The 15,343-nt window shown below is 39.3% G+C and carries 9 protein-coding genes and 2 pseudogenes; 3 read left to right on the top strand and 8 right to left on the bottom strand.

Annotated features, from left to right (window positions below):
- Positions 1 to 36 precede the first annotated feature (36 nt).
- On the bottom strand, positions 37 to 786 hold the full coding sequence (locus IMO47_RS08675) for an SDR family NAD(P)-dependent oxidoreductase (RefSeq protein WP_196074751.1): 750 nt from the start codon (positions 784 to 786) through the stop codon (positions 37 to 39).
- 150 nt (positions 787 to 936) lie between these two features.
- Here IMO47_RS08675 and IMO47_RS08670 point away from each other — a divergent pair, with 150 nt between their 5' ends.
- On the top strand, positions 937 to 1,848 hold the full coding sequence (locus tag IMO47_RS08670) for a LysR substrate-binding domain-containing protein (protein ID WP_196074750.1): 912 nt from the start codon (positions 937 to 939) through the stop codon (positions 1,846 to 1,848).
- Between the two features lie 229 nt (positions 1,849 to 2,077).
- On the opposite strand, the gene IMO47_RS08665 is transcribed toward IMO47_RS08670, so the two are convergent.
- The 3 genes from IMO47_RS08665 to IMO47_RS08655 all read right to left on the bottom strand — a co-directional run bounded on the left by IMO47_RS08665 (position 2,078) and on the right by IMO47_RS08655 (position 4,088).
- Positions 2,078 to 2,434 (bottom strand): DUF1304 domain-containing protein, encoded by a 357-nt coding sequence (locus IMO47_RS08665; RefSeq protein WP_196074749.1) that lies wholly within the window; start codon positions 2,432 to 2,434, stop codon positions 2,078 to 2,080.
- Between the two features lie 63 nt (positions 2,435 to 2,497).
- Positions 2,498 to 3,475 carry a zinc-binding dehydrogenase gene (locus IMO47_RS08660; protein WP_196074748.1) on the bottom strand — a complete coding sequence of 326 codons (978 nt, stop codon included), beginning with the start codon at positions 3,473 to 3,475 and terminating at the stop codon, positions 2,498 to 2,500.
- Between the two features lie 10 nt (positions 3,476 to 3,485).
- Positions 3,486 to 4,088: a TetR/AcrR family transcriptional regulator gene (locus tag IMO47_RS08655; protein WP_196074747.1), complete on the bottom strand. Its 603-nt coding sequence runs from the start codon at positions 4,086 to 4,088 to the stop codon at positions 3,486 to 3,488.
- A 438-nt stretch (positions 4,089 to 4,526) separates the two neighbouring features.
- On the opposite strand from IMO47_RS08655, the pseudogene proP reads away from it, so the two are divergent.
- Positions 4,527 to 6,007, top strand: a pseudogene (proP, locus tag IMO47_RS08650) (glycine betaine/L-proline transporter ProP).
- Between the two features lie 110 nt (positions 6,008 to 6,117).
- On the opposite strand, the gene IMO47_RS08645 reads toward proP, so the two are convergent.
- The 4 genes and pseudogenes from IMO47_RS08645 to IMO47_RS08625 form a co-directional block, all read right to left on the bottom strand.
- The gene (locus tag IMO47_RS08645; protein ID WP_196074746.1) at positions 6,118 to 7,311 is read right to left on the bottom strand and encodes an LLM class flavin-dependent oxidoreductase; all 1,194 of its coding nucleotides are present in this window, start codon (positions 7,309 to 7,311) and stop codon (positions 6,118 to 6,120) included.
- Positions 7,312 to 7,328: 17 nt separating this feature from the next.
- Complete coding sequence (locus IMO47_RS08640; RefSeq protein WP_227552245.1) at positions 7,329 to 9,662, bottom strand: TonB-dependent receptor; 2,334 nt, start codon at positions 9,660 to 9,662, stop codon at positions 7,329 to 7,331.
- 249 nt (positions 9,663 to 9,911) lie between these two features.
- A pseudogene (locus IMO47_RS08630) lies at positions 9,912 to 12,356 on the bottom strand (TonB-dependent receptor plug domain-containing protein); the annotation flags it as partial.
- Positions 12,357 to 12,501: 145 nt separating this feature from the next.
- The gene (locus IMO47_RS08625; protein ID WP_196074745.1) at positions 12,502 to 13,167 is read right to left on the bottom strand and encodes a hypothetical protein; all 666 of its coding nucleotides are present in this window, start codon (positions 13,165 to 13,167) and stop codon (positions 12,502 to 12,504) included.
- Positions 13,168 to 13,334: 167 nt separating this feature from the next.
- On the opposite strand from IMO47_RS08625, the gene IMO47_RS08620 reads away from it, so the two are divergent.
- Entirely contained in the window at positions 13,335 to 15,341 is a 2,007-nt protein-coding gene (locus tag IMO47_RS08620) for a class I SAM-dependent DNA methyltransferase (RefSeq protein ID WP_196077397.1), read from the top strand.
- Positions 15,342 to 15,343: the final 2 nt, after the last annotated feature.

Below are 15,343 nucleotides of genomic sequence, written 5' to 3'. Positions count from 1 at the left end.
TCTCTATTTTAAATTTTCTAATACTAATACTGAATTTTAGTGAATCAGCATGCCACCATTTACGTCTAAAGTTACACCTGTTAAGTAGGCTGATAGATCACTGGCTAAAAATAACGCTGCATTTGCGACATCTTGTGCTTTACCTAAGCGGCCAAGTGGAATGCCTGCAAGAATGTCATGACGGCGATCATCATTCATTAACCCCCCTGTAATGTCTGTTTGAATAAGGCCTGGTGTAAGTGAGTTGACACGAATATTATCTGCACCAAACTCGCGAGCCATCGCTTTACCTAACCCTAAAACCCCAGCTTTGGCAGCACTGTAGTGTGGACCACCAAAAATACCACCACCTCGTTGTGCCGAAACGGATGATAAGCACACAATACTTCCTCCACCGTTTTCTTTCATTGAGGGAATTACAGCCTGAGACATAATGAGTGTTCCACGCAAACTGACATCCAAAATACGATCATAATCATGACGTTTGATATCTAATGTTTTTACAGGTTGGGTAATGCCTGCATTATTGACCAAAATATCAATTTTTCCGTAGTGTTGAAGGGCTTGTTCCACAGCAGCGCATGCTTGTTCTTCATTTGCAACATTTGCTGCTAGACCTAAATGACCTTCGCCCAATGCTTTAGCTGCATGCTGGCTTTGCGCAAGATCTAGATCAACAATAATGATTTTGGCACCTTGCTGTGCAAAGATTTCTGCTGTTGCACGACCAATACCACGTTCAGATGCTGCACCTGTGATTAACGCTACTTTTCCTTGTAGTAACATGTCTATTCCTCTTTTCTTCAACATATTCATTCATCACTAGATTCTCTTTTTTCACAGTGAGCAGCAATAAGGTTAAACTCAACTAGGCATGAATTTTATTCATGCCTATGATATTTTTAGCTGAGATTTGAAAGAAAAATGGAATTTTAAATGAACAATAGTGAAAAAAATTACAATCAGGTACCTGCAATAAAAACCTTACAGGCCTTTGAACAAACTGCTCGATTAGGAAATGTGGCAAAAGCAGCAGAGGTTTTGAGCCTCACACCATCTGCTGTCAGTCATCAAATCGCAAAACTAGAAGAAATGATCGGTCAAAGCTTATTTATAAGAGGCGCACGCGGAGTAACCTTAACGCCTTCTGGTGAACGTTACTATCAAGATGTAACCGCTATCTTGCATAATCTGATGTTAGCCACTGAACAAGCATCCGATAAAAGCCCAAAAGATAGTTTATATATCCATTCTTCACCAAGCTTTGGACTTCTGTGGTTACTGCCAAGATTGGAATCATTTAAAGAACAATACCCTCTTATTCAGGTAAATTTATCTTGCTCATATGAAAACCTTCATTTCACACGAGATAAAATTGATATTGATATTCGTCATGGTATTCCGAATTGGACAGGCGTCGAAATTAGAACGGTTCGAAGTGAAAAATTAGAAGTTCTTGCCTCCCCTAAATTACTTGAACGTAGTCCAGTTTCTAGACCTAAAGATTTACTAAAAAAAGAACTCATTTTATCGAAGTCTACTCTGGTTACATGGCCCCAATGGTTTGCACATAACGGATTAAGTATTCCAGAATTCCCTTACACTTTTAGTTTTGATCGATCCTATATGTCACTTGAAGCTGCAACCCATGGGCTCGGTTTCGTCCTTGAAAGCAATTTACTTACCCAAAATTATTTAGCATCAGGAAAACTTGTCAAAGTCTTTGCTGATGACTTATCCGTGCCCATATCCGCACATCATTTAGTTTACCCTCGCACCCATGAGAATATTCTCAAAGTGAACCATTTTTTAAATTGGATTGGTGAAGAAATGACAGAAATTTTCTAATTTTTCTAAATTATTTTTACAGTCTGTAAGTAGCATATCAATTTAATTTCTTATTTTAGACAACAAAATATGCATGCGAAATTGCTATATATTCAAATATTGTTGAGAAAAAAATGGACTTTCCATTATGAGGGATAATTGATTAATGTTGCGCCATTCAAAATTATAGGTATAAGAGTAAAACACATACTCATCATCCAACCTTAAAAAAGATAGCGCATCCGTTATTTCAAATATTGAGATTTACCGCAAGCAATGCCAATAACGCGGGAATTGCCTGTATATACATAATTTTCTTACTGGCAGTCATTCCACCATAAATACCCGCCACCAATACACAGCCTAGAAAGAAATTTGCCAGTGAAGTTGCGTAGATTTCGGGTGTGCATAATGACCAAAATAAACCAGCAGCGAGGAAACCATTGTACAAGCCCTGATTTTGCGCCATCACTTTGGTCAGTTTTGCTTTTTCCGGCGTATTAGCAAATGCTTTTAAACCATAAGGTTTATCCCACAAAAACATTTCCAATACCAGAATATACACATGTAACAGCGCAATGAGACCGACTAAAATTTGCCCAACCATGTTTTTTCCTTATTTTAAATATGGTAATAGATCAGCACTTTTGCTGATCTATGCCAGATAGGATTACGGTTTTAACAGTACCTTGCCTTGACGGGCACCTTGAGTGGCTTTCGCTGCTGCTTGTTGAATTTGATCAAAACTGAATATACCTTCTACGGGTAATACTAATTTTTTTTGCGCGGCTAAAGTCACTAACTCGACAATCAATTCCCTTTTGCGTTCTGCAGATAGTTGCTTATTCACTACACTTGCCCAGAAACCTTTGACAATGGCTTGTTTAAAAATCAGATCACCTGAAGAAATTTGCATCACTTCTCCAGTCATACTTCCAAAAGAAACCAAAACACTGTTTTCACTGAGTAGAGCCAACATTTCACCACTGGCTTTACCGCCAATTGAATCCACCCCTGCAATTAAAGGCTGATCAGCATGGATTGCTTTGACTTGATCTTTCCAATCTGGCTGATCTGTAGCAACAACATTTTGAATACCTAAAGCATTCATTTCTGCAATCGCGTCACTACGGCGAACCAAATGAATGACTTTTTGACCACGCGCCTGTGCAATCATGGCAACGGTTTTGCCTACAGCACCATTGGCGGTATTTTGAATCAACCAGTGATCTTTTTGAAGATCAATAAAATCCAGCAACATCAATGCACTGATCGGCATACCAATCAATTGAGCCGCTGTTTCATCATCTATTGCATCGACTAATGGGACGACACCCTGTGCAGGTGCAATAAAATACTCTGCCCAACTGCCATGCACGGCTGCAACTGCAACACGTTGTCCTACCGACACGTGGTCGACGCCTTCTCCAAGTGCATCAATGACACCAACCCCTTCACTTCCTCCGATCGCTGGTAGTGTCGGTTTATAGCCATAACTGCCTCTCACCGTCCATACATCATGGTTATGGATGGGAGATAAAATCATTTTAATACGAACTTCACCTGCTTTAGGTTCAGGTTTAGGCATTTCTGCTGATGCTAATACATCTACAGGTTCGCCAAACTTGTGATGAATAATACTTTGCATTTTGACCGTCCTATAATGGTTTTAGTAATTGCTGTGTTGTTTCCAATGCAAGATAAAGCGGTTGTTTATCTTGTGCGAGTCTTGCCAATAAAGCTGCACCCAACCAGAGCTGATACATCGTTTGTGCCATTTTCTCAGGTTCAATATGTGGTGGAATTGAACCATCTTTTTGCCCTTCACGAAGTAAATTCGTAATACGTTCTGTCAGCTTGGTTACTCCAAAATTTAAAATTTGACGCATATCTTCAGATAAATCTGAGACCTCAGCTGCAAGTTTTACAATTAAGCAGTTTTCAGCCCAGCCCCCCTCATCATGGCTTGGATCATCAATCCACGCTTGCCAAAGCGCCACTAAACTTGCATATGCACTGCCCTGTTCTGTTTGCATTAGCTGATCTATTTTGACTTTATAATCAGCAAGATAATGCTTTAAAAGTTCACAACCAAATGCTTCTTTGGAGGCAAAATAATGATAGAACGAACCTTTTGGAACGCCACAGCTCGTTAAAATTTCCTGCAAGCCAACCCCAACAAAACCTTTATGTAATACCAATCTATAACTGGTATTTAAGATATGTTGACGCGTTGCTTCACTTTTATCTGATCTTTTCATTGTTTTACTATAATCAATAATAGACCAGTCGTCTAGTTTATTTATATTTTGATTAACAATGCTTTTTTGAGTCGTTACAAACAGCTAATTCACAAACTGAATGGATTATCTTTTGTTTTATTTTCAATCTTAAACAGATAAAACCTTTTTCCTCTTTTTGTCAGTATTCGTTTTATTGCACTTTCAGATTGTTGTTAAAATTTAAGTTTATTACATAATGACATCATTTTTCATACACTTTATTCATGATTAGCCAACACATAAAATCAACAAAAAAACTAAAATTTTAATCAATTGATATTTATTAATTTTCTAGGCATTCAGCGCTCCGAATGACTGTATGAACGATGTTTGAATCGTACCTCTCCATATTTTTATCGTTGATTGTGTTTTGAGTGAAAACTTTAAAGCAGAGTCATGAATCAGGATTAAGCATTTATGTATAAAAGAAAAATCAAACCACTGGAAATCGATGATGTCGAAATTATTGATTATGATAAGACAAAAAAAGCCATTAAAGCAGCAGCTTTAGGAAATGCGATTGAATGGTTTGATTTTGGTGTTTATGGATATGTCGCTTATGTATTAGGTCAGGTTTTTTTCCCCAATTCCTCACCCAGCATACAGATGATTGCGGCTTTAGCGACCTTTTCAATTCCCTTTATATTCCGACCTTTAGGTGGACTATTCTTTGGTTTTTTAGGCGATAAATATGGTCGGCAAAAAATTCTGGCAATCACCATTATTATCATGTCCGTCAGTACCTTCGGTATTGGTTTAATTCCATCTTATGAAACTATCGGTATTTGGGCCCCATCTTATTACTGATTGTAAAAATTGCTCAAGGCTTCTCCGTGGGTGGTGAATATGCAGGTGCTGCAATCTTTGTTGCTGAATACTCACCAGACCGAAAACGAGGTTTTATGGGAAGTTGGCTGGATTTTGGTTCAATTTTGGGCTTTGTGGTGGGTGCCGGTGTGGTTTCCCTGATTACTTTTGCTGTAGGTGAAGCGGCTTTTGTCGAATGGGGTTGGAGAATTCCATTTTATTTAGCGCTTCCGTTAGGATTGATTGGCTTGTATTTGCGCCATTCCTTAGATGAGACACCTACATTTCAATCCCATTCGGAAGAACAATCACAACTTAAAAAACCACAAAAAGTGGGTTTTAAACAAATTTTACGTGATCATCGGCGTAGTTTATTGGTCTGTGTTGGATTAGTACTATGTACCAATGTCACCTACTATATGCTTTTAACTTACTTGCCAAGTTATTTTTCACATAACTTAGGCTATTCAGAAAGTCACGGCGTATTGATCATCATTGCAGTCATGGTGGGGATGCTCTTTGTGCAACCTTTTGTGGGGATGCTCAGCGATAAAATAGGTCGTCGACCATTTGTTTTTGCAGGCAGTATTGCTTTGATCATACTGTCATATCCGGCTTTTTTATTGCTCGGAACCAACAATGTATACTTGATCTTTTTAGGTCTGTTGATGCTTGCACTGTCACTGAATATGTTGATCGGTATCATGGCATCAACACTGCCTGCACTTTTCCCAACCGAAATTCGTTATAGTGCCCTTGCGATTGCCTTTAATATTTCTGTCGTCATTGCGGGTCTCACTCCAACGATTACTGCAACCTTGGTAGAAACCACACACAATATAATGGTGCCAGCATACTATCTTGTGATTTGCGGTGGCTTTGGCGTGATTACTGCATTTTATCTTAAAGAAACTGCCAATCTTCCTCTCAAAGGTGCAAAACCGATGGCTGTGGATACTGAAGAAGCAGAAGAACTGCTTGAGCAATATCATGACAATATTGAGCAAAAAATCGAAAAGATTGATCAAAGAATTGAGGAATTGCAAGAAAAACGTGATCATCTTGCAAAGCAGCATCCTGATATTGATTAATCTTGAAGTTACATATTAGAAGCGTACTGACCGTCATTTATTTCAAACTGCTTAGACCATAAAAACAACCTCTGATTTTGACAAATCTCAGAGGTTTAAAACCAAAACCCTCATGCAATACGATATTTTGATGCTTCAGGAATTCGTCCTAATTGCTGACGTTGTTTTTTGAAATAAGGCAGCACATGCTCACCTAATCGATAAGCCTCCTCTAAATGCGGATAACCGGCCAAAAAGAACAGATCAATACCAATACGATTATATTCTTCGATACGTTCGATAATCTGGGTATAACTTCCTACCAAGGCTACTCCTGGGGGAACACCAATATAGCCAAAACCAGACCAGACGTTGGGATGAATGAAAAAATCATTCACATTTTTACTGCCTGCTTTTTCGTTGTATTCTTTTTCAAAACTCAGAACACGGGCAGATCGCAATCCTGCATGTGCTGCAGAAGCGTGCAAACGTTGTTTTTCCGCAGCTTCGTCTAAATAGCGCTGTGCTTCTGTTAAAGCTTCTTGCTCTGTGCGTCGGGCAATCGTATCGATAGACAGACCAAACTTGATATTCTCTCGACCATATTTGGCCGCACGCTGTCGGACATCAGCAATCAATATAGCAATTTCACTTGGTTTTTCTGCCCGCATTAAATAATAATCGGCATGCTTTGCAGCAAACTCTCGAGCAGCCTCAGACGAACCTGCTGTACATATGATCGGTAACTCTGCTTTGTTCAATGGATATTTCAAGCCACCCCCTTCAGCAGAGTAGTACTGACCTTGATAGTGAAATGATTCATTGTGCCAATATCCTTTGACAACATCTAAAAATTCCGTTGCACGGATATAACGATCATCGTGTGGCGTTACATCCCCCACTTGCCGTTGGATAACTTCCGATCCGCCATTGATGATATTCCAAACCAAGCGGTTTCCCGTTGCTCGTTGATAAGTTGCGGCACTTTGCACGGCGTTATAGGGACTAAAGTGATAAGGCTGAAAAGCCGTCACAAAATTTAATCGTTTGGTTTCTCTCGCCAATAATGAGCATACCGTCCAAGGTTCTTCACCTGTTGGCGCATTCACCATCAATGCACCTGCAAAACCATTGATTTCAGCAGCTCGCGCAATCTGGCTCAAATAATCAATATAACTAAAGTCATCGCCAACCTGATAGTTGGACACCGCACCCGTATTTTCAACACCTGCAACACGCGTCCAATCACCACGGTTACGTGGATCCCCAGCTAAAAACTCAGCCTCGCCATGTAGTGGTAAACGTGTAAAAAATTCTATTCCCATGAAAGTAATCCTCATTTTTAAAATTTAGCTGTAAATGAAGCACCCACCTGACGTGGATTGCCATAAGTTAAAACGTACTGCCCGACTGGACCATTTGGACGTCCATGTACTTGATATTCTTCATTAAGCAAATTTTTCACATAGGCATTGACTTGATATTTGTTATTGGCACTGTGATAGCCAATATTGGCATTCCACAACGTGTAAGCTTTTTGGCTCAAGACAGGATCAACGGTATAATTCTGACGGTTGACCAAGAAATATTCACGATCTCGATAACTTGCATCCGTTCCGACCACGACACGTGAGCCATTGCTCAGATTAAAGGTATATTCTCCACCAAGACCCACCGTGTATTTGGGTGATCGCACCAGACTGTTGCCTGTATTATCCGCATTTACAACGTTGGTCACGGGATTTTTATCTACAAAGTCTGTATATTCACTGTCCAAATATGCGCCGGCAAAACGGAGTCTCAAGTTTTCCGTTGCCAAGTAATCCAGTTCTAGTTCAGCACCTTTCACCTCAGCTTTTGGTCCATTGGCTAAAACTGAAGTTACCCCTCCGGCTTGCCCCTCGGTTGCGACCAATAAGTTGGTTTGAATGTCTTTATAGTCATAATAAAAAATATTTGCATTTGCAGTTAAATCACCATTCAACAATGTTGACTTAAGCCCAAGTTCGTAACTGTTTAAATATTCAGGATTAACATCAGTCAGTTGGGTTAAACTGCTAGATATCCCTGTGTTAAACCCACCTGAACGGAACCCACGGGCGAAACGAAAATAAGTATTCAGGTCAGGATTGATTTCATATTCTGGTGTGATGTCATAAGTCAGCTCATTCCATGTTTTTTTACGGCTGGTTGAACCATTTGCATTTGCTGCTGGATTATAGACGCTATTGCTGTATCCATCCTTTTTCCACCAACTGCCTTTGCTGTAATCCCCTGTCGTGATTTGAGTTAAATCAAGATTGATGTCTTTTTCTTCACTGGTCCAACGTAAGCCGCCCGTGACTTTGAATTTATCCGTGAATTTATAGGTGCTGTTTCCAAACAGGGCAAAGCTCTGTGTTCCCTGATCATAACCAATGTCTCTGAATGCAGGTGTAGCAGCAGTTTGAGACGCAGCGCCGTTCGGTAAAGTTTTTGTTACACGTGCGCTGACACCTGTCGCATCTAAATCCTCATTAAAATAATGTAGCCCGGCAATCCAGCTTAGGCGTTTTTCTGCATCAGACGCAATACGAAACTCCTGACTATATTGACGCCATTCATTATCAGTATAACTACGCGCAATATCATATGGTGTATAGTCACCATCTGATATTGATTTTTGGGTGGTTTTATCAAAAGCTGTAATCGAGGTAAAAGTATAACCATTACCTAAATTACCCGTTAAACTGAGGGATGCACCGTCATGCTGAATTTTGCCACTTTCATCCAAGTCTAAATATGTATCACGTCCCTTTGGTCTCTCATATACACCCCAATATTTTCCAACACTTAGAGAGCCATTATTTCCTGTGCCATTATAGGTTTGACTATGTAAATTGAGTAAAGCATCCCAATCCTCATTCACTTTGCCTAAAATTTGGAATCGAAAAGATTTTTTATCAACATCTCCATAGTGTTCTCCATTGGCTAAGTTTTTGGCATAGCCATCACGGTCCTCAGAATAAAATGCTCCCCTGACCGCAACGTTTTCCGATATTTTTGCATTCGCGGCAGCTTCAAACGTTCGAAGGTTATAGTCCCCCAAACCAATAGTTGCATAACCATTTGGTTTATCTGTAAATGTGGGTTTTCTAGAGATATAATTTACTGCACCCGCCGTTGTATTTTTTCCATACAGTGTACCTTGTGGACCTCGTAAAACTTCGATGCGTTCAAGGTCAAATAGATCCCCTGCACCTGCAACAGGAGCATTTAAATATACACCATCCGCATAAACCCCAACGGGAAATACTGTAGACGCAGCAACATCTCCAGTTCCTAAACCACGGATATACCATCGTGGACGACTATCGCCATCTGGATTTTCCGCCGCCGCGTTGGGTGTGTAGGTTAGGACATCGCCAATAAATGTCGAACCTTTAGCTGCCAGGTCTTTTCCAGAAACGGCAGTGATTGCCGTTGGAACTTTTTGAATGTTTTGTGCTCGATATTGTGCTGTAACAATGACATCTTTTAATTTTTTGACATCTTTTGCATCCACAACCTGTGCCTGTTGATCAACTTGATTCGCTCCAGTGAGCTCATCATCGGCAAGCGCCAGTGTTGAAACACTCGCTGTAACCCCCCACATAGCAGTCAAAATACTCTGCCTAATTTTTGTAACTTTGAACATGGATTCTCCATTTTAAACTTATCTCTTATTGTTATTGGCAACTTCCATGCCACTATTTTAAAGTTATATTTTTCAATATATTAAAATATATAAATAAAATTTAAGCAGAATCAACTGCTGTTAGATAGACATTTAAATTACGTCGCTGTTGTTATTTCAACAGGTATATGTTGCGATACAAAATACCGAAAAAAAGCCATACATCTGTATGGCTAAATCAGGGTGAATATTGTGCTGATTTTTTGATGATTAAAATTGATAGCGAAACTGCCCCTGAACACTCAAAGGACGCATCGGTTGTAAAAATTCACTGTTTGCGCCTGCTAAACCATTAACGAAATTACGCTCATTGGTTAAGTTCAATACGTTCAATCCGACTGTCCATTGTGGCTGACGATAATAGAGTCCCAAGTCTAAATTGTAATTGTTGGGTACTTTGACTGTTTGACTCAAATTCGTATACCAATTACTTGTCCACCAACCAGATAGATTCACGCCAAAACCCGATTGATGCTGATAGTCAACATATGCACTGGCAGAATATTTTGGTATCCCTGCTGCATCATATCGACCAGCTGTACGTAGGTTGAGCGCATTACTGTCACCCCATACAGTTGCATTATCTGCATAAAACCCATAGGGCGAAAAACCTGAAGGTACAATTGAAGAATATTCAGCATCTAAATAGCTAAAGTTTCCACCTATGGCGATATTGGGTTTGAATTGCCAACGCAGAGAACTTTCAATGCCCTTGATCTCAAATCTCGCCATATTGCCATTGGTATCAGGTGATAAATCACGTTTTTGTTCAAATCCACTCAAAGTCAAAAAAAGTTGTTCTGCAATAGGCTCGTATTTTACACCAACTTCTTTTAACTCACTTTGACTATCAAAAGCCAAGGGATTGAGCTGATTGCCGGCTCCCCAAATTAAAAATGGACCAAAAACACCAGTATTTAATGCAGTGCTCCTGTCATAGGTAAAATATATTGTACTTTTATCCGTCGGTTTGACAAAAGTACTGATCTGATAACTTAGCAGACTATAATTCTTGGTATCTGATCGGACATCACTTTGCGTCAACACCAAGGGGTTCTCAAGTTTCGCTTTTATTGAACTATGATTTATTCCTAGATTTATTCCGAAAACATCATTAAAGGTAAAGTTCTGTTGTGTAAAAACACTGAAAGTATCCCAAAACCCATTGCCTGTGTACACCGCACCTCCACCATTTGGAGGAAATCCACCTTTTTCAGCATATAAACCATGTCCAATGGGATACATTCTCGGTAGGTTCAAATAACCAAAATATTGAGAATATTGGGGAACTCCGACTTGTCCAATCCAGCTTCCCGTTGAGTGTCCAGTGTTGACCAGACCCAGTAAATCCCCTGGATTTTTTTGTGAGGGATCATTGGTCAGATCATAGGGGTTGATATTAAAACTGTTATTGGCTGCTAAAGATGTGAATTTCTCGTATCGATAGCTTCCTCCCGTGCTACTTTTATTATTGATTTTTAAACCCAAAAGCTCAAAACTATGATCACCTAGAAACTCCAAACGATGATCAAACAAATCATGTTTTAAATCCGTAAAAAAGCTACCGACTGAATCTCCAAGATCGTGACTTTTTTGAAATAATGTACTGTTGGAAACAGACCATTGTGTATTGATATCTTTTACGACTTTAAGTTGAGTACTAAACCGTTTCGCACTGTTTTTATCTTCACTTCGCCCTGAGACATTGCCATCAAGTTTAACCAATTCATTGCCAGGAATAGTTGGATCATAGACCCAACCACGGATTGTTCCCGCTTGATCTGAGTTGGCACTGGGCAATGCTGTAGTGTGTATATCCCCTACAGCAATATATTGATTTTTACTGTTCTTCTGTCGTTCTTGCCAACCGATAACTTTAGAGTTTGCTGCACCAGACTCAAAGACTGGTGACCAAAAACTTGAGCCATTTTGAATAATTGGAGTTGCTCTGCCTTTATAATACAGACCTTGATCCACTGCTTTTTGAGTGGCCCTGTTCCAGCCGTGCGTGACATTAAAATCATAGTAGTCATCATAACTGATGTTCCAATCTACACGCAGACCTTCATTGGGACGCCAAGCCAATGCCCCAAAAAAAGCATTATAGTTATTTTTGACATTGTCATAATAATCATTTGATTTTTGCGCTGTGGCACTGACACGATATGCTAAATCTTCATGAATGGGTTGACTATGATCAACACTGAGAGAGAAATTAGGTTCAGCACTTTTGCCCGCATATACTGAACCAATTACGCCAGATACTACCGTTTCAGCCTTGTTGAAATTCGGCTTTTTGGTCAGATAATTGATATAGCCCCCCGACCCTGAAGTGGGCGCAAAAATAACACCTGTCGGTCCTGCAACAATATCAGCAGCTTCATAGGCATTTAAATTTGTTGGATGGCGTGTACTATAAATACGTTGGTTATCTTGAAATACTTCAGAATTTTGTCCACGTATCTGTGGCGTAAAATTTGAATTTTGTCCCCCACCCCGTGTAATACTCGGTGCGTATTTGACAAGATCATCCGCACTACGAATGACATCTTCACGAAATTGCTGTTCTGTGACCTGAGAAACGACCCGAGGCGTATCTAACACTGAACTATCCGTACCATATACCGAACGCAGATTTCGATTGGGTACAATACTTTTTTTCGGCTATTTGCATTTTAGGGTGGGATTTTTATAAATCTCACCTTATTTTTAACTTAACAAACTCTAATTTTGCAATCTAAGGTTGAAACTACTTGAGCTAATCATTTTTAAAATTTGCATTATAAGGTTGAAAGTGAATTTAGCTTTTTAATAATCCTTTTAGTTGACTCAAATATTCATTTGCTTTTTGTTGAGCATTTTCTTCTGATAAATTCAAATCGGATTGAATCTTAATGATGCTTTGTTCAAACTGGCTCAATTCCAAATCACTCAATCGTTGTTCATCTTTGTACATATCTATAGTTGCTCGACACAAATGAATGAAGTGTGCTGTTGTTTTGTGCTGATAATTACAACAAGCATGAATGATATTTTTGAGTCGTCTGTGGCGTAGCTCAATATTGATTGGTTTATAAGTTGGATGGCTTGCGCTAAAAAATAGTGCCTTATCTATGGCATCACCGCTATACCAACCTTTATCCAAATTTTCTTGTGCTGCTTGAATGTAAATTTCTGCTACTCGCTTCCTGTCAGCCAAAATGTATTTCTCAATTTCAGCTTGGTCGGTTAAAAGCTCAATTGGTTCAAACTGAACTTTAGTGCCGTATCTGTTTTGGGTAGATTGATCATTTACTCGCAGAAAAATGGTTGCACCTATTTCTATATCTGATAGCACGGCATTTTTGACAAGTTTGGCTTGATAATTTTTTACACTACCGATCAGTTCAGCTTGAATATACTTTGTTCCAATTTTTAAGATACGAAACTGTCCAAATGCTGTCATTTTTTCTTGCTTATTTGACATCTCACACCAAGCCTAATTATTATCCTGTGATAAATTTTAACATTAAGTCTTTATTCTGAAATAAAAAATTACTCAGATTTGAAATTTTTAAATATTGCATTTCAAGGTTGAAAAATCTACGTTTATTGCATAATATTTAACTATTGCAAAATAAGGTTGAAAATAAAATGGCTTCTGCACCAAACAATACCGAATCTACTCTCGCTAGTTTTATTTGGAGTAATGCCAACGACCTTCGTGGAGGTGGCTTTCAGCATATAGATTTCGCCAAGGTGATTTTACCTTTTACGATTTTAAGACGTTTGGAATGTGTACTTGAGCCAACGAAAGAAGCGGTTCTCAACACTTATACGCAATTTAAAGATCAAGGTTTAGCCATTGATGACATTCTAACTAATGTCAGTACAAATCCGTTTTATAACAAATCCACCTATAATCTTTCTAATTTAGGTGGTACAAAAACTAAAGCTAATCTTGAAGATTACATCGCCAATTTCTCTGAAAATGTACGTGTCATCTTTGAACAATTTGATTTCAATACAACAATTAATAAATTAGCCAAAGCCAATCTATTACTGCGTATTTGCAATAATTTCGCTGCCATCGACTTACATCCGAATGTTGTGCCTGACCGTACCATGAGTAATGTCTATGAACATTTAATTGCGAAGTTTGGTGCAGAAGTCGGTACGGGGTCTGAGGACTTCATGACTCCGCGTGATATTGTGCATTTAGCAGCAACTTTATTGCTTGAGCCTGATAATGAGCTGTTTGAACAAAAGAACGGTTTAATTCGCACCATCTACGATCAAACCTGCGGTACATCGGGTTTTTTAACCGACATGATGAACTATGTAGAAGGCTATAAAGACCGATATAGTGTTGCTCCTGTACTTGTGCCTTATGGTCAAGAGTTGATAGAAGAAACTCATGCTGTCGCATTGGGTGCAATGTTACTCAAAAAATTAGAATCTGACCCAAGTCGTGATCTTTCCAAAAATATCAAATTAGGCAGTACATTAAGCAAAGATCATTTTTTAGATCAGCGTTTTCATTACCAATGTTCCAATCCGCCTTTTGGACTGTCTTGGGCAAACGATGCCAAAGCCGTACAGTTAGAGCATAAAGAAAAGGGTTTAAGTGGTCGTTTTGGTGCGGGCTTGCCTAAAGCCAGTGATGGCTCAATGCTTTTTTTACAAAATCTAATTTCCAAACTAGAACTGCCTGAAAATGGTGGTGGTCGTGGTGCGATTGTGCTATCAGGTTCACCATTGTTTAACGGTGGTGCAGGCTCAGGCGAGTCGGAAATTAGACGATTCATTTTAGAAAATGATTATCTCGAAGCAATTGTGGCATTGCCGACTGATATTTTCTTCCGTACAGGTATTGGTACATATATTTGGTTAATCTCAAACCGTAAACCTGAACAGCGCAAAGGCAAAGTACAGCTCATTGATGCTACAGGCATGGGTTCATCTATGCGCAAGAATGAGGGCAACAAGCGCAAGTTTATTGACCAAAATTCGATTGATGAAATTAGCCGTATTTATGCAGATTTTGAAGAAAGTTTGGTTAGTAAAATCTTTGACTATACTGACTTTGGCTATCGCAGAGTCAAAGTCTTGCGCCCTCTACGGATTGATCTTCAATTTGATGCGGAAAAACTGGAATCGTTTAAAGCATCGAAAGAGTTTGGCAAGTTATCAGACAGCGACCAAAATGCGGTATCAGCTTATATTGAGCAGCAGTTTGGTGACAGCAAAGACTATGCTTGGTTTGAGAATACATTCCTGAAAAATCTACCACTCAGCAAAGTCAGTAAGGGCTTAAAGAATGCTTTGATCGCTGCGTTTGGTGTGCAAAATCCTGATGCCGAAGCCGTTGAAATTAATGGTGAAGTACAAATCGACAGTGACCTCACCGACTATGAAAATATTCCTTTAAATCAAAATATTGAGGACTATATGGCAAAAGAGGTACTTCCTCATGCGCCTGATGCGGTAATTGATACCAGTTATACTGATGCCAAAGATGGTCAAGTAGGTGTAGTGGGTTATGAAATTAACTTTAACCGTTATTTCTATGTATTCGAGCAGCCACGCCACCCAAATGAAATTATGGCGGAGATCAAAGAGTTGTCTGCCGAAGTCGCAAAATTGCTTGGGGAGGTTTAAAA

Origin of the sequence: Acinetobacter sp. Res13-Abat-PEC15-P4-01 (assembly GCF_015676285.1) — a bacterium.
Classification (GTDB): Bacteria; Pseudomonadota; Gammaproteobacteria; order Pseudomonadales; family Moraxellaceae; genus Acinetobacter; species Acinetobacter nematophilus.
Note: the sequence above shows the minus strand (reverse complement) of the source record. Positions and strands in the feature narration are given on the sequence as shown.